Origin of the sequence: Streptococcus macacae NCTC 11558, assembly GCF_000187995.2 — a bacterium.
Taxonomy (GTDB): Bacteria; Bacillota; Bacilli; order Lactobacillales; family Streptococcaceae; genus Streptococcus; species Streptococcus macacae.
Genome location: NZ_AEUW02000001.1, coordinates 530,356 through 552,376, shown reverse-complemented (window position 1 = coordinate 552,376; position 22,021 = coordinate 530,356). Strand labels below are relative to the sequence as shown.

Below are 22,021 nucleotides of genomic sequence, written 5' to 3'. Positions count from 1 at the left end.
AATGAATTGGACTGGTTTTTCAAAAAAATCAATTTCTGAACGTCTGGATCAGCTTAGAACAAATCAATTACTTGATCAAAAGAGCCTAAATAAGCTAGACCAGAATGAACAGCTCCCTCTTAACATAGCCAATCAAATGGCCGAAAATGTTTTAGGGACACTTTCTCTCCCTTTTGCTTTAGCTCCTGATTTTCTTATTGACGGTCATGACTATCAAGTCCCTTTTGTAACAGAAGAACCATCTGTTACAGCTGCTGCTAGTTTTGCAGCTAAAATTATTAGAAAATCAAACGGTTTTAAAACAACCATCCATAATCGCCAAATGATTGGGCAAGTGGCTCTTTATGATATTTTGGATAAAAACAAAGCTAAACAAATCATTTTAGATAAAAAGCAACATCTGCTAGCGCTTGCTAACGACGCTTACCCTTCCATTGTTAAACGCGGCGGCGGGGCAAGGGAGCTAAACGTAACAATCAAAGAAGATTTTCTCATCATTTACCTAACAGTAGATACTCAAGAAGCTATGGGAGCTAATATCGTCAATACGATGATGGAGGCTATCGCTCACCCTTTAGAAAAGCTAACTGGCGGGCAGAAGCTCATGGCTATTCTTTCCAATTATGCCACAGAATCATTAGTAACAGCTCAATGTCAAATAGACCTTCGTTTTTTGAGCCGAGACAAGACAGAAGCCAAAAAATTAGCTCAAAAAATGGAATTAGCCAGTCAACTGGCCCAAGCTGATCTTTACCGTGCTAGTACCCACAATAAAGGTATTTTTAATGGTATTGATGCTGTTGTCCTTGCTACTGGAAATGACTGGCGGGCTATTGAAGCTGCTGGACATGCTTATGCAAATCAGACAGGAAGTTATAAAGGGTTATCTACTTGGCAATATGACAAAGATGCAAGTGTTCTAAGAGGAGCGTTAACTCTCCCCATGCCAATTGCCACAAAGGGAGGTTCTATTGGTTTAAATCCGACAGTACAAATAGCTCATGAGATCTTAGGATACCCTTCAGCCAAAGAGTTGGCTTCTATCATCGTTTCTGTAGGATTGGCTCAAAATTTTGCAGCACTTAAAGCCTTAACAAGTACAGGTATACAAGCCGGTCATATGAAATTACAAGCCAAATCGCTGGCACTGTTAGCTGGGGCTGAAGAAAAAGAAATTGACTCTGTCGTTTCACAGCTGCTAAAAGAGAAGCATATGAATCTAGAAACAGCAACACTCATTTTAAAATCACTTAAAGAAAAAAAGAACTAAAACGAGATTAGTTCTTTTTTAATAACACAACATTTCAGTTTCTTCTTGACATTCATTTATGATAAATATATAATCTAGTTATAAAGACTAGATTAAAAGGAGTTGATAATTTGAGCACTAGGGTCTTTCCTAAATGGGATCAGTTACCAGAACTTGATTTATACTTGGATCAAGTACTGCTTTATGTTAATCAGTTAACCAGCACTTCTGCTAACTCCAATGATAAAGGCTTGACAGCTTCTATGATCAATAATTATGTTAAACACGGCCATATCGAAAAACCTCTTAAAAAGAAATACAGCCGTCAGCAGATCGCACGTTTGATCGTTATTACCAGCTTAAAAAATGTCTTTGCCATTCAGGAAATCAGCCAGACACTAGCTATATTGACTCAAAATCAACAGTCACAAGCAATGTACAATGCTTTTGTAGCCTGCATGAACGATGAGCCATCAGAAAACATTCCGCAAGTCATTGTAACAGCTTGCCAGACACTTAAACTTTATCATAAAACACACCAACTGGTGTTAGAACTGGAAGGAAATCAAGAAAATGAGCCCAACACACAGCTTAAAACTGAGTAAACAGCTAACATTTGGCGAAGAGGTAGCAAACAGCGTCACTCATGCTGTCGGTGCTGTTCTGATGCTTATTTTACTGCCAATCACCGCTATTTACAGCTATCACAATTTTGGGATAGCTGCCTCGGTTGGCATGGCTATCTTCGTCATCAGTTTATTTTTAATGTTTCTCTCATCCACTGTTTATCATGCTATGACTTATGACTCTCCCCAAAAGTATGTGCTGAGAATTATTGACCACAGCATGATTTATATCGCCATTGCAGGAAGCTATACGCCCGTTGCTCTGTCATTAGTCGGTGGCTGGCTGGGATATGTCATTATCTTCTTACAGTGGGGAACAACTATTTTTGGCATTTTATATAAAATCTTTGCGAAAAAAATCAATGATAGGTTCAGCCTCTTCCTTTACCTTTTAATGGGCTGGCTGGTTATCTTCATTATTCCTGCTATCATTAGTAAAACTGGTCTGGCCTTTTGGCTTTTGATGTTAGGAGGCGGCCTATCCTATACGGTCGGAGCCTTCTTTTATGCGAAGAAGAAACCGTATTTCCACATGATATGGCACCTCTTTATCTTACTGGCTTCTGCCTTACAGTATGTTGCTATTGTTTATTATATGTTATAAAAATGAGTATAAAAAATGAACTGTTCCATCATTAGAGTTTCTATTTTGGAACAGTTCATTTTTACTATTTTGTTATTGGCTTTGTGCCTCTCTTAAACGGCCATATAAGATATAGTCAGCATTCTTTAGTTCTGCAATTGTTTTACAATTTAAGGCACACATGATAATACGAAGGTCTTCTTTCCAACCATTCATAATAGCAATTACTTCTGAAACAGGATATTTTTCAAGCAATGCTAGCATCGTTCTTGATAAACCAACAGCTTTAGCTCCAAGAACCAAGGCTTTCACCATATCCAGAGGATGCCTGATACCGCCGCTGGCCAGTATTTCTACTTTATCACAGTAAGCCTGAGCCTTTAACAGAACCTGGGCGGTAGTCTGTCCCCATTCATTCAAATAAGCTCGATCACTCCCACTGCGCTTATTTTCAATATAAGCAAAGCTAGTACCACCGCGTCCAGAGATATCAAAAGTTCTAATCCCTAAATCAGCAGCTAATGCTATCGTTTTTATATCCATACCAAAGCCAACTTCTTTAAGAATAAGAGGAACAGTAAGATGTTTCACATAAGCAGCCAGATTCTTTTTCCAGTTTTTAAATGTTCTTTCTCCTTCCGGCATAAGCAATTCCTGCATAAGATTAACATGCAGCTGAAGAAATAAGGGCTGTAAGTCAGAAACGGCTTGCAAACCAGCTTGGTAGCTTTTATCAAGACCAATATTAGTTGCCAACAGTAAATGTGGTCTATCATGTTTCATTTGATAAGAAAGATCATTTGGATTTGTAAGAGCTGCACTATAAGATCCTGTTATAAAAAGAAGGCCGCAAGCTTCTGCTACTTGTGCCAATTTGTCATTGATTTCTTTACCTTTTTGGCTGCCGCCGGTCATAGCATTAATATAAAAAGGAAAGTCAAAGTCATAGCCCGCAAAATGTGTTGATAAATCAATATCAGAAAGGTCATAGTCTGGCAAAGAATGATGAATCAGCTCCATATCATCAAAACTATTGTATGGTGAATGATAGCTTAAAGCATGTTTCAGATGTTCGTCTTTTCGGTTTGTCATATATTCTTCCTATAATTTTTCTTGATAAAGTAATTCAATTCCAGCTTCTTGCCAGCGTTCAATAATCGTTTGACTGTCTTTTTCATTAAATGACAAGGCAATACCGCAGTCTCCGCCGCCTGAACCAGATGATTTTGCTACGATGTCTAAACCATAGCTGGCCCTTTTTAGTTGCAGCAATTTTTCATTATAAATAACAGGACTGAGATTTAAAAGAAGGTCTGATACTGCTTCAAGCTCTTTTTTTATCGTCTTTTTGTCAGCAGCTAAAAATGCTGTCTTTAGACAGTTAAGATGGTTTTGTGTTTGGATTAGAAATTTTTGGCTGATGGCTGTTTTGACATAGTCGATCATATCTTTAGAAATAGAAGGCTGCTTCGTCCAGCCTACAAGAAAGTCACAGTTGATATCCGTTTTCAGGACAAAAATTTCATACCCCCACTCTCTTTTTAAGAGTTTCTCCAGAGTTTCTGAAGCGATCCATTTTCTGATAAGATCGCGGTCAAAAGATGTAAAATATACCAAATCGTCATAAATAATACAGGCAAGATCGCCCATTGAGCCATTGTCTCCCCTTTTGATCAACACATAAGAAGCTAATTTAAAAATAGTATCTTTAGACAAATGAAGATGATAAAAAGCTAAAAGAGCTTTTAAGGTTAAAACGGTAACACTTCCGCTAGATCCGATACCGTACTTCTTACCTTTTTCTTCTAGTTTTCCTCTAATTTCCAAGGTAAAAGGCTGAAGGTCAGATACTTTTTTTCCTAGAAATTCAGCAAAGGCAGCGATAGTATCCTGAATCAATGCATAGTTGGAATCTTTTGACATATCCGTACTGTAGTTAAACATATCAGACCAAATGGAAATAGACTGCGCTAACTTGATTTCAGCATTCATATAAATGGGAATATTTTTAATAATAGCTGACTGACCCGGTGTTAATACTGCATACTCACCTGCAATATATAATTTACCACCTGCTTGCACCTGAATTTTCTCATTCATTTTACAATTCCTTTGCTTTAGAAACAATGATCTGATAATCGCGGGCAAAAAAGGCAGATAAGTGCTCTAAGTCTTCTTCTAAGCATAAGATTTTGACATTAGGGCCTGCATCCATTGTAAAATAGCATCTTTCCCCTTGCTGGCGTAATTCTCTTACCTTGTCCATAGCTTTATAGGAAGCTTTCGTCAAATAAGAAAATGGCGGTCTAGCTGCTTTCGTTGTCGCATGCATCGCAAGAGCATTTGCTTCTGCCAATTCACCAACATTTTTAAAATCATTATTTTTAAGATAAGTAAGCATGGCAGAATAATCTTTTTCTGACTGTTTTACCCAATCATCAAAAACAGCTGAGGTCTCCGAGCAGATTCTCATCCCTTCACGGCTGGAAATAGGCTTTTTGGCAGCGTCCAAAACCAGTATAATCATCGCTAATTTTAAATCGGTCTGCACTGGATAGATCTCTCCAGAATCTTTATCCCAGGCAGTCAAAGGACCAAAAAAAGAGCGTGAAGCAGATCCTGAAGCAAATTTTGCCATTTGTGCCAGCTCTCTTTGGCTGAGCTGCGTCTCAAAAAAGATATCTGCTGCTTTAATTAGGGCTGACAGCCCACTGGAACTTGAAGACAGGCCTGCAGCTGTCGGCATATTATTTTTTGTCTCTATTTTTAGAAAAATAGGTTCTTCTTTTCTAAAAAGATCAAGAATTTTAGAGATTTTAGCCTGTTCTTCCTGATTTTGCAAAACACCATTAATATAAAATTTATCAGCTTTAGCCTCCTTTAAAGAAGAAAGTTTTGTTTCAGTATACATATTTTCCAATGTTAAAGAAATGCTGCTGGTTGCAGGTATCATTTTTACCGCATCTTTTTTCCCCCAATATTTAATAATAGCAATATTAGCATAAGATTTTACACTAATTGTTTGTTGGCTCACCTTCCAAGCTCCTTTTATTTATATTTATACTCAATGAAAATCAAAAAGCAAACTAGGAAGCTAGCCGCAGGCAGTACTAAGCTAGGGCAAGGTGACGCTGACGTCGTTTGAAGAGATTTTCAAAGAATATTAATTGTTACATTCCTATTTATTGTAATATAAATAAGAGAAAAAAGCGACCTTGAGACAGAAGAAAATAGGAGCGAGCCAAAAACGATCAGACGAAGTCTTCGATTTTCAGCAAGTAGAAACGAGGATTTGCTGATCTTAAACAGCCCACAGGACTGTTTTACTCCCTCCTTTTGCGTCTTGCAATAGATCAGAAAAAATCAAATGAGACCAAGGACTTTATCCCGGCCTCATTTTCCAGCTCATTCTTACTTTACCGCCCTTTTTAACAGACCTTAATCCTCCAAACAAGCCAAAATCTATAAAATGTAATCAACTGAATAACTGTCATCCGATAAAATGCGAGCCAAAAAGCGACGTGTTCTTTCTTCTTTAGGTTTTGAAAAGAATTCTTTTGGAGATGCTTCTTCAATAATATGACCGCCATCCATAAAAACAACATGGTTAGCAACATCTTTAGCAAAACTCATTTCATGCGTAACCACAATCATGGTAATGCCTTCCTTAGCCAATTGTTTCATGACACCCAAAACATCACCTATCAATTCAGGGTCAAGCGCCGATGTTGGTTCATCAAAAAAGATAAGATCAGGTTTAACAGCAATGGCGCGTGCAATCCCTATCCGTTGCTTTTGACCGCCAGAAAGCTGACTAGGGTAATAGTCCTTATAACTAAGCAAACCTACCTTTTCCAAGGCCTCTAGGGCTGTCTTTTCTGCCTCAGCTTTAGGAATCTTTCTGGCAACAACAAGCCCTTCTAAAATATTTTCAAGAGCTGTTTTATTAGCAAAAAGATTATAATGCTGAAAAACAAAGGCCGTCTTTTGTCGAATAGTCAAAATTTCTTTGCGACTAAGATCTGCTAAATCGTAAGATTGCTTATCTAAAGTTAATTGTCCCTGGTCTGCTTTTTCTAAATGATTAAGGCAGCGCAAAAAAGTTGTTTTCCCTGACCCGCTAGGACCTAAAATAACGACAACATCTCCTTTGTCAACTGTTAAACTAACATCTTCAAGAACAAGTTTATCTCCAAATCGTTTTGATAAATTTTTAATTTCTAACATTTATTCTCCTTAAACAAAACGCTTCTCCAAAGCTGAAAAAGCCCACTGAATCAAACCGCAAATGATAATATAAATAATGAAAATAACAAGATAAGATTCAAAATATTGGTAACCATGAGCTGCTTCAACCTTGGCAATGGCCGTAATATCTTTAACAGTCATGACAAAAACTAAGGATGTCCCTTTGACAATATTAATGACCAAATTGCAAAGATTTGGAAGAGCAGACTTTAAAGCCTGGGGAAAGACAATTCTAAGGTAACTTTGGCTTGTTGTTAAACCAATAGATTGAGCTGCTTCTAGCTGTCCTTTGTCAACCGTTAAAATAGCTGAGCGTAAAATCTCCGATAGACTGCCTGTTGCCATCAAGCTAAAAATAATAAAGGCATAAAAAATAGGGTTTAGTTTAAAAATATTCAGACCGCTTGATTTTAAAATAGTATTTAAAACACTAGGCAAAAGGCTGTAAAAAAAGAGTATCAAAAGAATAGGCGGCGTTGCCCTAATAAATGCCAGATAAACAACAGAAAAAACTGTCACACCCTTTACCTTATAAATTCTCCCCAGAGCTAAAAAGAGAGCTGGCAGAAAACTTAATAAGAGCGAGACGGCCATAATAGACAAAGTAACAGGAATGCCCTTTAAGGAGAGCCAAAAAGTTTGTAAAATATACGAAAAATCCATACGACCTCCTAGACATTTCCTTTATTGAAACCATGTTCCATAAAATAGGATACCAGCGCTAAAACCAAGGCAATCCCCCAATAGATAAACGCAACTGCTGTATATGTTTCCAAAGAGTAATTGCCTAAATTTCGGCTGATGAGGAGATTTCCTGCTCCCATGACATCTACCAAACCAATTGTATAAGCTAAAGCTGTATCTTTCATCAAATTTAAAATAGCAGTTGTTATATTAGGCAGGGCGATTTTAAAAGCCTGCGGCAAGAGAATTCGAATAAAAGTTTGAAAACCAGTCATACCAACACTGAGGCCTGCCTCTAGCTGTCCTTTGGGAACAGCTAAATAGGCTGATTTAAAAACTTCTGAGATAGAAGCAGCAAACAGTAAAACCATAGTTACAATGACAAAAATGGTCCGTGACCAATCATCGGCCTCTAAATGAAGCCACCACGCTAAAAATTTAGGCAGTCCATAAAAGACAAGAAAAAGCAAGACAATCGGCGGGGTGCATCTTAAGACAAAGACATAAGTCCTAGCAACGTTTACCCAGCCTCTGCTTTTAAAACTCACCTGCACCCAAGCTAGTCCTGCTCCCAACAAGGAACCTAAAAGCACCGTCAAAAAAATAACCCACAAAGTTACAGGAAGAGCAGCCAAAATAGTCGGTAAAAACTTAAAGACATAAGATGGTGTATAAGAAACCATAAAACCTCCTATTTAGTGACATAATTAAAGACATTTTCTCCAAAATATTTTTTAGATAGTTTTGACAAGGTTCCATCTTTCTTTAATTCTTTAATGGCTTTGTCATAAGCTTTCGCAAATTTTTTATTAGCCTTATTCCGATGGATAAGGGGATAGGTTTCAATTCCTTTGTAAGGAACCCAGGTGAGTTTATCTGCATATTTGTGATAAGCTCCCTTCTTGTCTTTTACTGCTTGTTCAAATGATAATTTGATATCAAAATAAGCATCATAGCGTCCTTCCAAAACCCAGGCATAAGCATCAGCCACTGTAAAACTTTCTGCCGATTTTAAAGCAATAGGACTATCCTTATGTTTGCTATTATAATCTTCAATGACATTCCACTGGGCATTTTGCGGAGAAATAGGAACCAGCTTTCCACCCGATTTAGCAAAAGAGTCAATATCCTTTATTCTTTTTTTATCATCTTTTCGAATTGTAAAACCAATAACACTAGCTCCTAGAGCATCTTTAGGAAAAATAAATTTTTTAGCTCGCTCTTTTGTATACCAGGCTCCTTTAGTCCCGATATCATATTTGCCAGATTCAAGGCCAATGAGCAGATCTTCATCGCTTGTTCCCGTGTATTTAAATTTATAATCCGGCAGTTTTTTATCAACAGCTTTCAAAACTTCTACTTCATAGCCGGTACTTTCTCCCTTGTCATTAACATAATCATAAGGAGCGTAATTTTGAGTATGTGCTACTTTTAAAGTTGTAACTTTCCCATTGCTGCCATTTCCTGCCAAATAACGCCCAATAAGTGTTCCGCCAACAAGGAGAACAAGAACTCCTCCTGCAACAATCCATTTTTTCTTAGACATATCAATAATCTCCTTCTTCTATCTGACTTACAAAGTTACGGCCTCTTTGACCCAAGCAATCCGCTCAGAAGCAATATCACTTGGAATGGTACAATCTGCACCAATGATAGTAGCTAAGGAACCTGACTCTTGCAAGAGTTTCCTTACTTGAGCTTGTATCTCTTCCTTGCTTCCTTTATAGAGGATGCCGTCCTTAGTATTAACAAAGCCTCCCAAGACAGTCTTACCGCCGAAAAGTTTGCGGCCTTGAGCTAGACTGATGCCTTCTGGTCCTACTGCCCAATTAAAGACCTGAGCAGGATAATCTTTAAAGAGCTCAATATCATTGCTGGCTCCTTCATAACCGCAAATGTGAAGGACAGTCAATCCATCAGCCTGATGTGCTGCTTCAATAATAGCTAAATCACTAGGTGCAATATAATGACGGTAATCTTCAGAGGTGACCTTGCTATCTTGAATAGACTGGACACTGAGATAAATCCCTTCAATTCCTGCTTCTGCAATGATCTTTTTCGCTAAGATAGCAATATCTCCAGCAATCACATTTAAAACCTTTTTTAAGGTTTTAGCATCTTCCTGTAAAAATTGAGCAATAATACTATCGCCGTGCGCCACCTGACCAGACAATTGCCACTTGAGATAAGTCACTGGGGCAAAAATATTATAAATAGCTAGTATATCTTCTGAGAAAGTACGTTTAATTGCTTTTACTAATTCTACTTGCTGATCAAACCAAGGGTGATTTTCCCCAATGGAAACTATATTAGCCAATTCTCTTACAGAAGAAACACCCTTATGGATAAGTTCATTAGGATAGTTAAAAAAACCATCACTCATTATTTTAATAAAATCCGGATCTACTTCTTTAATGAATTTTTGGTGCCCTTGCCAATTTTTATCAAATAGCTGAGCGTTATCAAGACCTTGGCCAAATTCTTCCTCGGGTAAAAAATGATACCAAAATCCTACAGGTACACGATCTACTTCTTCACCTCTAAAAGCTTTTAAAACCCATTCTTTTTTATTCCTTGCCATAAAAGCCATCTCCTTTGTAAAATATGATTTTATCCTACCATCTCCCAAACTCCTTGTATAATCTATCTTTTTTATGGCAGACCATAAATTTTATTTATAGCGGTCTAAAAAACAGCGTGAACAAAGGTAAAAAGACAAATAATAGATGGATATAAGAAAAAGTTATCAGCTCTTTCTTTTTTTCTATCAGATTTTAACAGCTTTTTAGAACTAACTTTTGTTATAATAGCAAAAAGATTTTAGGAGTTTATATATGAATTTTCAACAATGCCGCTATGTCCAAGCAATTGCCAGTACAGGCTCTTTTAGCGAAGCTGCCAAAAAGCTGTATGTCACACAGCCCAATCTTTCTTCAGCTATTAAAGAACTGGAAAATGAATTAGGAGTCCAGCTTTTTTTCCGCTCCAATGCAGGAGCACAGCTAACTGATGATGGCTATGATTTTCTAAAGTACGCTAAACGCATCATTGGAGAAGTGGATCTGCTAAAGCAACGTTATCATGCTAATTACAAAAATAGTTTTACGATTAGTTCACATCATTACGATTTTCTAGCTATTCCGCTTCTTGAAATAGCTGAAAAGTTCAAAAGTGACTACCAGCATTTTCACCTAAATGAGACAACAACTAAAAAAATTCTAGAAAGTGTCTTAAATTTTGAAAGTGACTTAGGAATTCTTTATCTTAACGACGATAACCGCCATATTTTAGAACATTATTTTAAACAGCATGATCTTGCTTTTACCCCTCTTGGCAATTTTCCGACACGCATTTTCTTGAGAAAAGGGCATCCGCTCGCCAAACAAAAAGTCATTGAAAAGTCTCAATTGAAAGATTATAAACAAGTTCGTTTCAGACAGGAAACATCTGGGCTTCATTTTGACGAAGATACGCTTGATATCCCTGAAAATCAGTCTGTCTTTTACAGCAATGATCGCGGTACCATCATGAACATTCTCTGCGGTTCTGATGCTTATGCTTCTGGACTGGGTATTGTCAACAGTTTTATCAAAGATCAAATCGCCCTAGTCCCACTCAAAAACAGTGAAACCCATACCCTTGGTTTTGTCAGCAATAAGCGTAAGCAAGAAACCATTATCGCTCAGAAATTTATCACTGCTATTAAAAACAGCTTGGAAAAATACAGCAAGGCTCATTAGCCCATCATTATAACCAGCTTCCTTGATAGAACTGTTGAGAAAGTCAGCAATTTAAGAGGCTAAAATTGTTGTCTGCATGGTTAGCTATCGCAAAGTTTCCGCTATTATCAAGCTGATTTCTTGCAAAGTTCGCTAACAAATCTTATAATACTAAAGCATTACTATTTAGGAGGCTATCATGTCAATCATTAAAATGATTCTCGTTATTTTGGTTGCTTTGGAATTCTTTTACATTATGTATTTGGAAACTTTGGCAACACAGTCTGCCAAAACAGCCCAGGTCTTTGGGATGACTCAAGAAAAATTAGGCGAAAAAGAAATTGCTACACTTTTCAAAAATCAAGGGATTTATAATGGCCTCATTGGTCTAGGTCTGTTTTACGGATTAGTTTTTAATGCAGCCATCATTTTACCAATCTTGATTTATATTATTCTTGTTGCCGCTTACGGAGCTTACAGCAGCAATCCTAAAATCTTATTAACGCAGGGCGGCTTGGCTATTTTAGCAGCTATTCTTTATCTCTTTTGGTAAAATGTGATAAAAAAAGAAGAGTTTGGAACTATTATTATCCCAAACTCTTCTTTTTTATATGTCCGCTTTATAATACAACTTTAAAGGTAATCGTATCATTTTTATAAGAAACAGAAATTTTTCCTTTAAAAATTTTGACAATACTTTGCGCCATTGATAATCCGATACCGTAACCTGAAGTCTGATGATTATGGGATTCATCTTCACGGTAAAAGCGATCAAAGAAACGGCTGTAATCTAGTTTTGCCCCCTCTTTATAAGTATTTGAAACTTCTAATTTTGCTTTTTTTAGACTATTCGTTTTGCTTAAGGTCACCTTGACAGTTCCCTTGTCATCACAGTATTTATTAGCATTATCAACCAGAAGCGTTACCAAATCAAAGAGTGATTTCTCCTCAGCTCTAACATAAATATCTGGAGCAATCTGCATTTTAAAAGTCTTACCATCTTTAATAATGGGGCCTTTAAAATCTTCTGCAGCATCTTGGGTAAGAGTAGAAAAGTTAACCAGTTTAAGGACAATATCTGCCTGCTCTTCAAGTCGAGCCAAACTGACCAGCCGGTTAATCAGCTGAGTCAGACGCTCCACCTGATCCTTGGTGCTTTTAGTCCACTCTGTCTCACCTGTCATTAGCTCTTGTAAGTCATTGTTAGCTGAAATAATAGACAATGGGGTCTTTAGTTCATGCCCAGCATTAGTGATAAAGCGCTTTTGCTTTTCATAATTCTCAATGTAAGGTCTAATAGCAAATCCCGAGAGAATAGACACAATAAGAATAAAAAAGACAAAGCTGTATAAGGACATTCTAACTGAAAGAGAAATTAATTCTGAACGATCATCAATAAAGCGTGTTGAATCTAAGACAACAACCAACTGCTGCCCTGCTTGCTTGAGTTTTGTTACTTTATAAGCATAGAAATGGTGGTTCCTTCTGAAATAGCCCGTTTCTTTGCTATTAAAGTTAATATTTCTCATATAATCAGCTGCTTGTTCCTCAGTCAAATCAGGAATATGCTGCAAATTAAAGGAAGTAACTTCCTTTTTATTTTTTATAATAAAGCTGTAGTATTGATATTGATTGATAACTGATACAGCCAGATTTTTTCCTTCTGGCTCCTTATTAATCTCTTCGGGTCTGGGAAATTCACCTCTATTTTTTGATAAAATCCTTAGAACAGATTCAATTTCGCCATTATTTTGAACATAACGAACCGAGTTGAAAACACTGATAAAAGAAATGAGAATGGCCAAAATAGCAAGAGAAGAAATCAAAATAAAGCGAAACCGAATTTTACGAAACATGTTCATCACCTGCCATCTCTACCAAGGCGAAATCTCCATTTTCTTTTCCTAAGATAGTAAGATTTGCTTTAATGGCTTTTAATTTTTGCCTAAGATAAGAAATATAGATAAAAACATAACCTTCATCAATCTCAGGATCATCATCTTTTGCCCAGACATGCTGGAAAATATCTTTTGTGGATAAGGATTTATTCGGATTAAGCATAAAAAAAGCCATTAATTTCGCTTCTTTTCCTGCCAAACGGATAGAATTACCAGATACCATTTCCTGCTGGGCAAGATCAAGTTTGACACTGCCAAATGTCAAGACCTTATCAGTATAATCGTCTAAGCGTCGCTCTAAAGAAGCTAAACGGGCTAAAAGTTCTTTGAGAGAAATGGGTTTGGTTAAATAATCATCAGCCCCTGCTTCTAAACCTGTTACCTTATCTTCTATTTCCGACATAGCTGTCAGCATAATAGCATGAGTACTATCACCACCTGCACGGATTTCACGTAAAGCTTCTAAACCAGTTTTAACCGGCATCATAATATCCAAAATAAAAACATCATAAGCATTTTCATGCGCTTTATCAACAGCATCTTGTCCATTATAAACTTGATCAACTTGATAACCTTGGTGCTTTAGAGCTGCTGCATAAACACGTGACAGCTGCTCTTCATCTTCTGCTAATAAAATCGTCAAAGGCATTTTAATCACCACTTTCTGCAATCAAATTTCGGATGGTCTGCATAGAGAGATCACAAGAAGCTAACTCATCAGCACAGCGTTTTAATTCTTTAGCAATGCGCTCAGGATTTTTGATATCATGCTTATATTTCATCTGATGCTCCAAGCTAGCCCAAGAATCCATAGCTATAGTTCTTAGCTGAACTTCAGCAAAATATTTTCCTGGTGACTGTCCCAGACAATCTTCAAAAGGTGTCTCTATTTCTAATATCAAATGATAAGACCGATAACCATTAGGTTTAGCATTATAAATATAATCTTTTTCATTAGAGATACTGATGCCGTCCATTTTTTTAAGAAGGTCAACGGTTTTATAAATATCATCAACAAAACCGCAGATAATGCGAATGCCAATCGCATCGCGGATGTCTTTTAGAGCAGACTCTGCTGTTAGCGGCAATTGCTTACGCTGACATTTTTCAATCATGCTATCATTGGTTTTTACGCGCGCAAGGAAATGTTCAAAAAGTTTAAATCCAGTATTTGCTTTTACACGTTGATTTTCTTTTTGGATTTTTTGACTTAAATTCTCTAAAATTTGCGGCAAATAAGTTTCATATTTCCCATAGATCGTTTCTTGTACCATAATTCATCCTTTTTATATACTTGCCCTTTATTATATCATACAAGATTAAAGAATTCTTATTTCACCAAGTGAGATATCCCATATTCTCTAAAATAAAGGTCAGGAAGAATTGGTTCTTAAAGCTGTGTTTCATCATCTAGCTGGATAAGCAGTAAAAAACACACCATTGTTAGCATGGTGTGCTTGATAAATCACTGTATTAATCACCTGTTTCTTTTAAAGAAGTCTGTGCTTGTTTTACGTATTTGACTCCCCATAGCAAAAGGATAAAGAGGAGGAAGCAGATTACAGCAGCAGCTGAGAAAATAATTCTGCTGTAAAGTTCTCTGACACTAATAACTTTATAACAACTTAAGAGACTCAGCAATAAAAAAATGACAGCCCAGACAAGCTGATTGGTCACTACTGCAACAGAATTTTCTTTTGAGGCAGTCTTTTGAAGTTCTTTAACGAAATAATAGTTCAAACCAGCTGTACAGAGCGTTATTATAAAAAAGCCAATCTGCACAAGCAAGGGAGATTTAAAAATTGCTTGCGTCACAACCATAATGAGCAAACAAAGAGCTATTAGCTGGGCTGTAAAAAGTCTCCATAACTTAAATTGCTGATTTTCTTTTTTGATCATTTCTTTCCTCCTTCCCGCTTTTATGGCCTAATTCTCTTTCCCTTTCAAAATCCTTATTTTAATAATAAGCATTAACCGCAGGAACTCATAGCTCCTCCAATTCTTTCAGCAAGTGCTCCCAAAACGCCTGTTCCAATAGCGTATGGGCCAAGGAATGCTGTTCCGCCTGCAGTAGCCATGTAACCTTGTCCAGCACCCAAACAACACCTGCTGCACAATTTCCATTTACCACCTTGTCTGCTTGGCCAATCGACAAGTAAAATATTTTACACTATTATCTTACCACTTTAATTTACGGTTTTTAAAAATTCGCAAATATGAAAATTATTTTTTTATTATTTGCATATTTGCAACTAATCTGCTTGTCCAATCTCGAAAATATGGTAAGTGCTTTTAGCTGCTCTCACTATTGGGCAAAACCTTTCACTGCAGCCAATAAAGAGGTATAAAAAACAGCAGCAAAATTAATTTTTGCTGCTGTTTAATCTTATCTTTAAGCCACTTCTTCTGTAAACTGACTATTATAAAGATCAGCATAAAAGCCATTTTGCGCCATCAGCTGATTGTGATTTCCCTGTTCAATGATGTTACCATCTTTCATGACAAGAATTAGATCAGCGTTGCGGATAGTAGACAAACGATGGGCAATGACAAATGAAGTTTTACCTTCCATCAGTTTATCCATAGCCTTTTGAATAAGCTCTTCTGTCCGTGTATCAACCGATGACGTTGCTTCATCTAAAATCAGAAGCGGTGCATCCTTAAGAAGAGCCCTAGCAATGGTCAAGAGTTGTTTCTGACCAACTGATAAGGTAACCGAATCATCTAAAACAGTGTCATAACCTTTAGGTAAAGTCTTAATGAAATGATGGACACCAATTGCCTTAGCTGCTGCAATCACTTGTTCATCTGTAATATGTTTCTGATTATAAATCAGATTTTCTTTAACAGTACCTTTAAAGAGCCAAGTATCTTGAAGCACCATAGCAAAAGCATCATGCACTTCTTCTCGTTTCATATCATGGATATTAACACCATCAATAGAAATTCTTCCTTTATTGACCTCATAGAAACGCATCAGCAAATTAACAATCGTCGTCTTACCAGCACCAGTGGGACCAACAATAGCAATTTTTTGACCAGCCTTAGCCTGAGCTGAAAAATCATGGATAATAGTCTTGTCTGTATCATAACCGAAAAAGACATTTTCAAAAATAATATTACCCTCAACTTTATCAAGCTGTTTCTTTTTATAATCCTCAGTTTCCATTTCTTTTTCATCCAGAAATTCAAAAACACGGCCAATTGCAGCATTGGCTGACTGCAACTGGGTAATGCCTTGAGCAATTTGCGAAATAGGCTGTGTAAAAATACGGACATAAGTCATAAAGGCAACAATCGTTCCTATCGTAATATGACCATTGATAGCCATCGTAGCACCAACAATACAAACCATAACATAGCCAAAATTACCTATAAACTGCATCATTGGCATCATAATTCCTGAAAAGAACTGTGATTTCCACATGCTGGAGAATAATTGACTGTTTAATTTCTCAAATTGCTGTTTGCTTTGCTGGCGTGCATTATAGCTGGAAACAACATTGTGGCCCGAATAGATTTCTTCAACATAACCACTAACACTAGCTAAGTTGTCCTGCTGCCGTTTAAAGAAGGGTTGGCTTTTTACCATGATAATAGAAGAAATGGAAAAACCAGCAAAAACAGATAAAATAGCTGTCGCTGCTAAAGCACCGTTTGTCTTGATCATCATAAAAATAGAACCAATGAGCAGGACGACTGCTGACACCATTGAAACCAAACTTTGGTTAAAAGATTGGGTCATTAGATCGACATCATTGGTGACACGAGATAAAGTATCACCTTGTGAATGACTGTCAAAATAAGCCAAAGGCACTTTATTGATTTTATCTGCGATAGCATTGCGCAGCCGCTGTGAAACTTTTTGAATCAAAGTAGATACAATAAAGCTAGCAGCATAAGAAACCAATCCCCCGGCAATATACAAGAAAGCATAGAAGAAGCTAATGCCAGCAATTTTATCAAGATCAATCTTGCCAGTTAAGCCTTTTGTCATTATATCTGTTATCTCTTTGAGCCGATCAGGCCCAATTACCGTAACGATACTTGAAATAATTGTAAAAATAATAGCAAGGCCAAACAGCAGTTTGTATCCTTTAAGGTAAGGAGCCATTTGTCTTAATAATGAATTATTCTGTTTATTTTTCATTTTCTAACTCCTCCTTTGATAATTGTGAGTAGGCAATTTCTTGATAGATATTATTATCAGCCAGCAGCTCTTCATGAGTTCCTTGGCCAACAACTTTCCCTTTGTCCAAAACAATGATTTGATCAGCGTCCATAATAGTCGAGATTCTCTGCGCTACAATTAACTTAGTCATTTGACCAGTTTTCTTAGCTAACTCTTCACGTAAAATTCTATCGGTTTTATAATCAAGGGCTGAGAAAGAATCATCAAAAATCAAAATTTCAGGTTTACGTGCTAAGGCTCTCGCAATAGCCAAACGCTGTTTCTGACCGCCGGAAAAATTAGTTCCAGCTTGAGCCACTTCTGTATCCAAGCCTTTTTCTTTAGCTTCTACAAAATCTTTTGCCTGAGCAAGTTCAAGTGCTTCCCAAATGGCAGTATCATCTAAAGGAGATTGAAGACTCTTACCAAATTCAATATTAGATCGGACAGTTCCGCTAAATAGTACGGCACTTTGCGGGATATAACCCACTTTATTATTCAGATCATTGTGGGAATAGTTTTCTATCTTTATACCGTCAATCTTAATCCATCCATCAGTCGCATCATAAAAACGTGGAATCAAGTTGACCAGCGTTGATTTCCCAGATCCTGTTGAACCAATAAAGGCTACTGTATCTCCAGTATTAGCCTTAAATGATACACGCTCAACCACAGCTCTGGAATTTTTGCTATAGCGGAAAGAAACATTATGAAACTCAATTTCACCTTTTCTGCCTTCTGTATTTCCTTGAGTCTTTTCCTTAAACTGTACAGTCGTATTTAGAGCTAAAACCTCATTGATACGTTTAGCAGAAACAAGAGCACGCGGAAGAATGATAAAAATAGCGACCATCATCATAAAACCAATGACCACCTGCATGGCGTAGGAAGAAAAAACAACCATATCACTAAAGATTGAAACACGTTCTTTAACGGCTCCAGCCGCTGCAGCTGCATTGACTGCAGAAACTTTTACATCGTTAATAATGTAAGATCCAACCCAATAAATGGCCAGGGTCAATCCTCCTGATACAACAGTCATAACAGGATTCATCAAGGACATCAGACGGTAAACAAATAAGTTTAATTTTGTTAAATTTTTATTTTCTTCTTTAAATTTGGCATCCTGATAATCTTCAGCATTATAAGCACGAACTACCCGAACACCTGTAAGAGATTCGCGGGTTGTACCATTTAAGTCATCTGTCAGACCTTGTACTTTACGCTGTCTTGGAAAGGCCACAAACATTAAAACAGATAATAAAATAAAGACAACAAAGACTGCAACACCAACAGCAGCTGTCCACTTATCATTTTTACCCCAAATCTTTGTTAAAGCCCAAACAGCCATAATGGGACCGCGGGTAACAACTTGCATTCCCATGGTAATCAGGATTTGCAACTGTGTTAAGTCATTAGTCGTACGTGTTAATAAACTAGGAATTGAAAACTTTTTAATCTCTGCTTCTGAATAGTCCATAACTTGATTAAAAATGCTGGAACGAAGCCGTGTTGTAAAACTTGCTGCTGTTCTGGAAGCTAAAAAACCTACCAAGATAGCCATAAAGAAACTTCCAAAAGAGAAAAACAGCATCTTAGAGCCAGGATCCATAATATCTGAAACCTTGGTTCCCTTAGTCTGCAATAAAGTCGTGATATTTGACATGTACTCCGGTGTTTTTAAATCCATCCAAACAGCTAAACAGATAAAAACAGTACTAAGAAGAATCATGCCCCATTCCTTGGCATTTAAACGTTTAAAAATTTTAAACATATATTACTCCCTATTTTCTAAATTACTTTGAATTTGCCTGAAAACTTTCTTAGCAACAGCTAATTCTTCAGGTTTGATATCAGCTAAAACGGCATCATAAATGTCATTAAGAAAGAACTGCATTTCTTTTGCTTTTTCTAAACCAAATGGCGTTAAAACGACTTGCTTACGACGTTTATCACTTAGGGATGGAATAATCTTAACAAAGCCATTTTTTTGCATGCGTTTCACTAAATTGCTGGCAACTGATTTAGAAACTTGGAGTTCTTTTTCAATATCCTTAATGAAAAGCTCTTGATCCTGATTTTTTAGTAAGAATACCACTGTAGAACCCTGAGGTCCAGCTAATGATTCAATGTCATAACCTTTAGAAATTTCCTGAACTCTGTTTTCAATGGTATTTAATAAAATTCTAAATTGACCTAAAGGTTCTTTCATGAAGACTCCTTATTCTCTTTTCTGTAAACAATCTTTATTAGCTTTCCGCGAACTATTATAGTTATCATGAGAACTATTGTCAAGATTAAAGTGTCATTTTTTATTTTAAAACGTTTTCATTTGATTTAATTGACTGCACAAGTAACTGTATTTCTACTATTGATTATATAAGTGCAGCAGCACAAGCAAGAAGCAACCGCTGCACTAGGCAAATCTATTTCATAAAAAAAGGATAAGACAAAAGATCTTACCCTCTATTATTTATTATATTATCTTTTATTGTTAAGGCTTATCATCGGCAGAAAGAATTAGACAATTCCTTGTGCTGACATGGCATCAGCTACTTTAAGGAAACCAGCAATGTTAGCACCGACAACGAGGTTGCCTTCTTGACCAAATTCCTTAGCAGCTGCTGCTGAGTTTTCGTAGATACCCTTCATGATGTCGTAAAGTTTAGCATCTACTTCTTCAAAGGTCCACTGTGTACGTCCGCTGTTTTGCGCCATTTCAAGTGCTGATACAGCTACACCGCCCGCATTAGCAGCTTTGGCAGGGCCAAATGAAACGCCAGCTTTAAGGAAGACATCAATAGCTTCAAGTGTTGAAGGCATGTTAGCACCCTCTGAAACAGCAATAACACCGTTAGCTACAAGAGTCTTAGCTTGTTCTTCATTGATTTCATTTTGAGTGGCACATGGGAAAGCAAGGTCTGCTTTAACATCCCAAACTGAGCCTTGGCCAGCTGCTATAAATTTAGCATTTGGACGAGCTTCAGCATATTTAACAATACGTTCGCGTTTTACTTCTTTAATTTCTTTCAGGAGTGCAACATCAATACCATCTGGATCATAAACATAACCGGATGAGTCTGAAGCTGTAACGGCTTTAGCTCCAAGCTCATGCAATTTTTCAATAGCATAGATAGCAACGTTACCTGCACCAGAAACAACTGCTACTTTTCCGGCAAAATCTTCACCGCGTGCTTTTAGCATTTGCTCTGCGAAATAAACAGCACCGTAGCCAGTAGCTTCTGTACGGGCAAGTGAGCCCCCCCAATTCAAACCTTTACCGGTAAGAACCCCAGTATATTCGTTGCGAAGACGTTTATACTGTCCGTAGAGGTAACCAATTTCACGTCCGCCAACACCAATATCACCAGCAGGAACATCAGTATCTGCACCAATGTGTTTGCTAAGTTCAGTCATAAAGCTTTGGCAGAAACGCATGATTTCATTATCAGATTTACCTTTAGGATCAAAGTTAGAACCGCCTTTACCGCCGCCGATTGGCTGACCAGTAAGAGAGTTTTTAAAAATTTGTTCAAAACCAAGGAATTTTACAATGGATTGATTAACAGACGGGTGGAAACGAAGACCGCCTTTGTAGGGACCAATAGCTGATGAGAACTGTACACGGAAGCCACGATTAACTTGTACTTTTCCTTGATCATCAACCCAAGGTACACGAAAAGAAACGATACGTTCCGGCTCTGCTAAACGTTCAAGAAGATTTTCTTCAATATATTCTGGGTACTTGTCAAAGACCGGGACTAACGATTCAAAGACTTCCTCTACTGCTTGCAGAAATTCTGTTTCATGCCCATTTTGAGCTTTTACTTTTTCAAATACGCTGTCTACGTATTTTTTACCTGCTGTCATTATCATTTCCTCCAAAATTGAGATTTGTAATTTTTATTACAGTGAATATTATAAATTTTCTGAATATTCTTGTCAAGACTTTTTCGTCATTTTTTCATTTTTTCTAAAAAATATGTCAGAAAATCTGACATGGCAAAAATTAAAACTTCTTTGATTAGCCTGTTTACTAGTCATTGCAATAGGAAAAAAATAAAAATTAATATTGTAAAAATAAGGCAAAAGAAAGCTCACTTCTTTGGTTCTGTTTCTTTGACAAGCGCTTAAGCTTTTTATAAAATGAAAAAGACATTAAAAACAAGGAGTTATTATATGAAATGGTTTACACTAATCTCTGGAGTACTGACACTTTTAATCGGTCTCTGGATATTCGCCAATCCGCTTGTTGTAACAGCATCTATTGGATGGATTTTAGCCCTTATTATTTTTCTAGTCGGTATAACAAGTTTTATGGATTATATGTCTAAAGCAGCCGATGAACGCAATATTTGGAGCTTACTGCAAAGTATTATCTCAATTATTTTTGGCTTTATTCTATTAACATCCTCTCTCTTTTCTCTCACAACAGCAGTTATTGCAATCGTAGCTTATTGGATAATCGTCATTGGTGTTCTAAGACTGATTTCTGCTTATCGTTTGAGGCAGGCAGGCTTTCCTCAAAGCAACCGATTCTTCCTATCAGGTATTGGTGCACTGCTTATAGGCCTTATTTTATTAGGACAGCCTCTTCTCTCATCTGCCATTATTGGCCGCTTCGTTGCCTTACTGCTAATCCTAACAGGCATCTCAAGCTTGCTGACCTTTATACGGCTGCGCTAATGGTACCTTTTTTCTGCATTGTTACAGTTCCTTAGAAAATGATTAATCTTCAATCGTTTTATCTCATCAATTGAAGCTAAAATGCTTTTCTTTTATATATATTTCACTGTTATCCTATTGGTTTACTATGCAGTTGAAAAGGCCGGGTCAAAATCCC

23 protein-coding genes and 1 pseudogene are annotated in these 22,021 nt (G+C 37.0%); 7 read left to right on the top strand and 17 right to left on the bottom strand.

Annotated elements, in window-relative coordinates:
* Position 1 precedes the first annotated feature (1 nt).
* The 3 genes from STRMA_RS02740 to trhA all read left to right on the top strand — a co-directional run bounded on the left by STRMA_RS02740 (position 2) and on the right by trhA (position 2,479).
* Positions 2-1,270, top strand: a complete 1,269-nt coding sequence (locus STRMA_RS02740; RefSeq protein ID WP_003079188.1) for a hydroxymethylglutaryl-CoA reductase, degradative — start codon at positions 2-4, stop codon at positions 1,268-1,270.
* A gap of 110 nt (positions 1,271-1,380) precedes the next feature.
* A complete protein-coding gene (locus tag STRMA_RS02735) occupies positions 1,381-1,854 on the top strand; it encodes a DUF1836 domain-containing protein (protein ID WP_003081028.1) in 474 nt (157 codons plus the stop codon).
* A complete protein-coding gene (trhA, locus tag STRMA_RS02730; protein WP_003078937.1) occupies positions 1,823-2,479 on the top strand; it encodes a PAQR family membrane homeostasis protein TrhA in 657 nt (218 codons plus the stop codon). Before STRMA_RS02735 ends, trhA begins: the two co-directional genes overlap by 32 nt.
* Positions 2,480-2,551: 72 nt before the next feature.
* On the opposite strand, the gene fni is transcribed toward trhA, so the two are convergent.
* From fni to STRMA_RS02690, 8 genes are all read right to left on the bottom strand, one after another.
* Positions 2,552-3,550, bottom strand: a complete 999-nt coding sequence (gene fni, locus STRMA_RS02725; protein WP_003078944.1) for a type 2 isopentenyl-diphosphate Delta-isomerase — start codon at positions 3,548-3,550, stop codon at positions 2,552-2,554.
* A 9-nt stretch (positions 3,551-3,559) separates the two neighbouring features.
* Complete coding sequence (locus STRMA_RS02720; protein ID WP_003081390.1) at positions 3,560-4,558, bottom strand: phosphomevalonate kinase; 999 nt, start codon at positions 4,556-4,558, stop codon at positions 3,560-3,562.
* A 1-nt stretch (position 4,559) separates the two neighbouring features.
* The gene (mvaD, locus tag STRMA_RS02715) at positions 4,560-5,492 is read right to left on the bottom strand and encodes a diphosphomevalonate decarboxylase (protein ID WP_003081606.1); all 933 of its coding nucleotides are present in this window, start codon (positions 5,490-5,492) and stop codon (positions 4,560-4,562) included.
* A 428-nt stretch (positions 5,493-5,920) separates the two neighbouring features.
* Positions 5,921-6,685 (bottom strand): amino acid ABC transporter ATP-binding protein, encoded by a 765-nt coding sequence (locus STRMA_RS02710; RefSeq protein WP_003079874.1) that lies wholly within the window; start codon positions 6,683-6,685, stop codon positions 5,921-5,923.
* Between the two features lie 9 nt (positions 6,686-6,694).
* Entirely contained in the window at positions 6,695-7,369 is a 675-nt protein-coding gene (locus tag STRMA_RS02705; RefSeq protein ID WP_003081948.1) for an amino acid ABC transporter permease, read from the bottom strand.
* Between the two features lie 8 nt (positions 7,370-7,377).
* On the bottom strand, positions 7,378-8,073 hold the full coding sequence (locus tag STRMA_RS02700; RefSeq protein WP_003080191.1) for an amino acid ABC transporter permease: 696 nt from the start codon (positions 8,071-8,073) through the stop codon (positions 7,378-7,380).
* 8 nt (positions 8,074-8,081) lie between these two features.
* The gene (locus STRMA_RS02695) at positions 8,082-8,936 is read right to left on the bottom strand and encodes a transporter substrate-binding domain-containing protein (RefSeq protein ID WP_003082419.1); all 855 of its coding nucleotides are present in this window, start codon (positions 8,934-8,936) and stop codon (positions 8,082-8,084) included.
* A 27-nt stretch (positions 8,937-8,963) separates the two neighbouring features.
* Entirely contained in the window at positions 8,964-9,971 is a 1,008-nt protein-coding gene (locus STRMA_RS02690; protein ID WP_003079879.1) for a uroporphyrinogen decarboxylase family protein, read from the bottom strand.
* Between the two features lie 253 nt (positions 9,972-10,224).
* Here STRMA_RS02690 and STRMA_RS02685 point away from each other — a divergent pair, with 253 nt between their 5' ends.
* Both STRMA_RS02685 and STRMA_RS02680 read left to right on the top strand, forming a co-directional pair.
* The gene (locus STRMA_RS02685; RefSeq protein WP_003080908.1) at positions 10,225-11,130 is read left to right on the top strand and encodes a LysR family transcriptional regulator; all 906 of its coding nucleotides are present in this window, start codon (positions 10,225-10,227) and stop codon (positions 11,128-11,130) included.
* Between the two features lie 178 nt (positions 11,131-11,308).
* Positions 11,309-11,662, top strand: a complete 354-nt coding sequence (locus STRMA_RS02680) for a DUF1304 domain-containing protein (RefSeq protein ID WP_003080138.1) — start codon at positions 11,309-11,311, stop codon at positions 11,660-11,662.
* A 67-nt stretch (positions 11,663-11,729) separates the two neighbouring features.
* On the opposite strand, the gene STRMA_RS02675 is transcribed toward STRMA_RS02680, so the two are convergent.
* From STRMA_RS02675 to gdhA, 9 genes and pseudogenes are all read right to left on the bottom strand, one after another.
* Entirely contained in the window at positions 11,730-12,965 is a 1,236-nt protein-coding gene (locus tag STRMA_RS02675) for a sensor histidine kinase (protein ID WP_003078690.1), read from the bottom strand.
* Positions 12,955-13,656: a response regulator transcription factor gene (locus tag STRMA_RS02670; protein ID WP_003080903.1), complete on the bottom strand. Its 702-nt coding sequence runs from the start codon at positions 13,654-13,656 to the stop codon at positions 12,955-12,957. Before STRMA_RS02670 ends, STRMA_RS02675 begins: the two co-directional genes overlap by 11 nt.
* Before the next feature lies 1 nt (position 13,657).
* Entirely contained in the window at positions 13,658-14,281 is a 624-nt protein-coding gene (locus STRMA_RS02665; protein WP_003079117.1) for a GTP pyrophosphokinase, read from the bottom strand.
* Positions 14,282-14,480: 199 nt separating this feature from the next.
* Positions 14,481-14,906 carry a hypothetical protein gene (locus STRMA_RS02660; RefSeq protein WP_003081483.1) on the bottom strand — a complete coding sequence of 142 codons (426 nt, stop codon included), beginning with the start codon at positions 14,904-14,906 and terminating at the stop codon, positions 14,481-14,483.
* A gap of 71 nt (positions 14,907-14,977) precedes the next feature.
* Positions 14,978-15,126: pseudogene (locus STRMA_RS09775) on the bottom strand (ComC/BlpC family peptide pheromone/bacteriocin); the annotation flags it as partial.
* A gap of 273 nt (positions 15,127-15,399) precedes the next feature.
* Entirely contained in the window at positions 15,400-17,157 is a 1,758-nt protein-coding gene (locus STRMA_RS02650) for an ABC transporter ATP-binding protein (RefSeq protein WP_003081868.1), read from the bottom strand.
* Positions 17,147-18,952: an ABC transporter ATP-binding protein gene (locus STRMA_RS02645; RefSeq protein ID WP_003080340.1), complete on the bottom strand. Its 1,806-nt coding sequence runs from the start codon at positions 18,950-18,952 to the stop codon at positions 17,147-17,149. The genes STRMA_RS02650 and STRMA_RS02645 overlap by 11 nt, the downstream gene beginning before the upstream one ends.
* 3 nt (positions 18,953-18,955) lie before the next feature.
* A complete protein-coding gene (locus STRMA_RS02640) occupies positions 18,956-19,390 on the bottom strand; it encodes a MarR family winged helix-turn-helix transcriptional regulator (RefSeq protein ID WP_003078644.1) in 435 nt (144 codons plus the stop codon).
* A 308-nt stretch (positions 19,391-19,698) separates the two neighbouring features.
* Positions 19,699-21,048, bottom strand: a complete 1,350-nt coding sequence (gene gdhA, locus STRMA_RS02635; RefSeq protein ID WP_003082376.1) for an NADP-specific glutamate dehydrogenase — start codon at positions 21,046-21,048, stop codon at positions 19,699-19,701.
* Between the two features lie 129 nt (positions 21,049-21,177).
* Here gdhA and STRMA_RS09995 point away from each other — a divergent pair, with 129 nt between their 5' ends.
* Both STRMA_RS09995 and STRMA_RS02630 read left to right on the top strand, forming a co-directional pair.
* On the top strand, positions 21,178-21,312 hold the full coding sequence (locus STRMA_RS09995; RefSeq protein WP_268741100.1) for a hypothetical protein: 135 nt from the start codon (positions 21,178-21,180) through the stop codon (positions 21,310-21,312).
* Positions 21,313-21,357: 45 nt separating this feature from the next.
* Positions 21,358-21,864, top strand: a complete 507-nt coding sequence (locus tag STRMA_RS02630) for a DUF308 domain-containing protein (protein ID WP_003079140.1) — start codon at positions 21,358-21,360, stop codon at positions 21,862-21,864.
* Positions 21,865-22,021 lie beyond the last annotated feature (157 nt).

What these genes read in the sequence shown, in the direction of transcription:
- STRMA_RS02740 (WP_003079188.1), top strand. Translation starts at nt 2, where the DNA reads ATGAATTGGACTGGTTTTTCAAAAAAATCAATTTCTGAACGTCTGGAT.
- trhA (WP_003078937.1), top strand. Translation starts at nt 1,823, where the DNA reads ATGAGCCCAACACACAGCTTAAAACTGAGTAAACAGCTAACATTTGGC.
- fni (WP_003078944.1), bottom strand. Translation starts at nt 3,550, where the DNA reads ATGACAAACCGAAAAGACGAACATCTGAAACATGCTTTAAGCTATCAT.
- STRMA_RS02720 (WP_003081390.1), bottom strand. Translation starts at nt 4,558, where the DNA reads ATGAATGAGAAAATTCAGGTGCAAGCAGGTGGTAAATTATATATTGCA.
- STRMA_RS02710 (WP_003079874.1), bottom strand. Translation starts at nt 6,685, where the DNA reads ATGTTAGAAATTAAAAATTTATCAAAACGATTTGGAGATAAACTTGTT.
- STRMA_RS02705 (WP_003081948.1), bottom strand. Translation starts at nt 7,369, where the DNA reads ATGGATTTTTCGTATATTTTACAAACTTTTTGGCTCTCCTTAAAGGGC.
- STRMA_RS02700 (WP_003080191.1), bottom strand. Translation starts at nt 8,073, where the DNA reads ATGGTTTCTTATACACCATCTTATGTCTTTAAGTTTTTACCGACTATT.
- STRMA_RS02695 (WP_003082419.1), bottom strand. Translation starts at nt 8,936, where the DNA reads ATGTCTAAGAAAAAATGGATTGTTGCAGGAGGAGTTCTTGTTCTCCTT.
- STRMA_RS02690 (WP_003079879.1), bottom strand. Translation starts at nt 9,971, where the DNA reads ATGGCAAGGAATAAAAAAGAATGGGTTTTAAAAGCTTTTAGAGGTGAA.
- STRMA_RS02685 (WP_003080908.1), top strand. Translation starts at nt 10,225, where the DNA reads ATGAATTTTCAACAATGCCGCTATGTCCAAGCAATTGCCAGTACAGGC.
- STRMA_RS02680 (WP_003080138.1), top strand. Translation starts at nt 11,309, where the DNA reads ATGTCAATCATTAAAATGATTCTCGTTATTTTGGTTGCTTTGGAATTC.
- STRMA_RS02675 (WP_003078690.1), bottom strand. Translation starts at nt 12,965, where the DNA reads ATGTTTCGTAAAATTCGGTTTCGCTTTATTTTGATTTCTTCTCTTGCT.
- STRMA_RS02670 (WP_003080903.1), bottom strand. Translation starts at nt 13,656, where the DNA reads ATGCCTTTGACGATTTTATTAGCAGAAGATGAAGAGCAGCTGTCACGT.
- STRMA_RS02665 (WP_003079117.1), bottom strand. Translation starts at nt 14,281, where the DNA reads ATGGTACAAGAAACGATCTATGGGAAATATGAAACTTATTTGCCGCAA.
- STRMA_RS02660 (WP_003081483.1), bottom strand. Translation starts at nt 14,906, where the DNA reads ATGATCAAAAAAGAAAATCAGCAATTTAAGTTATGGAGACTTTTTACA.
- STRMA_RS02650 (WP_003081868.1), bottom strand. Translation starts at nt 17,157, where the DNA reads ATGAAAAATAAACAGAATAATTCATTATTAAGACAAATGGCTCCTTAC.
- STRMA_RS02645 (WP_003080340.1), bottom strand. Translation starts at nt 18,952, where the DNA reads ATGTTTAAAATTTTTAAACGTTTAAATGCCAAGGAATGGGGCATGATT.
- STRMA_RS02640 (WP_003078644.1), bottom strand. Translation starts at nt 19,390, where the DNA reads ATGAAAGAACCTTTAGGTCAATTTAGAATTTTATTAAATACCATTGAA.
- gdhA (WP_003082376.1), bottom strand. Translation starts at nt 21,048, where the DNA reads ATGACAGCAGGTAAAAAATACGTAGACAGCGTATTTGAAAAAGTAAAA.
- STRMA_RS09995 (WP_268741100.1), top strand. Translation starts at nt 21,178, where the DNA reads ATGGCAAAAATTAAAACTTCTTTGATTAGCCTGTTTACTAGTCATTGC.
- STRMA_RS02630 (WP_003079140.1), top strand. Translation starts at nt 21,358, where the DNA reads ATGAAATGGTTTACACTAATCTCTGGAGTACTGACACTTTTAATCGGT.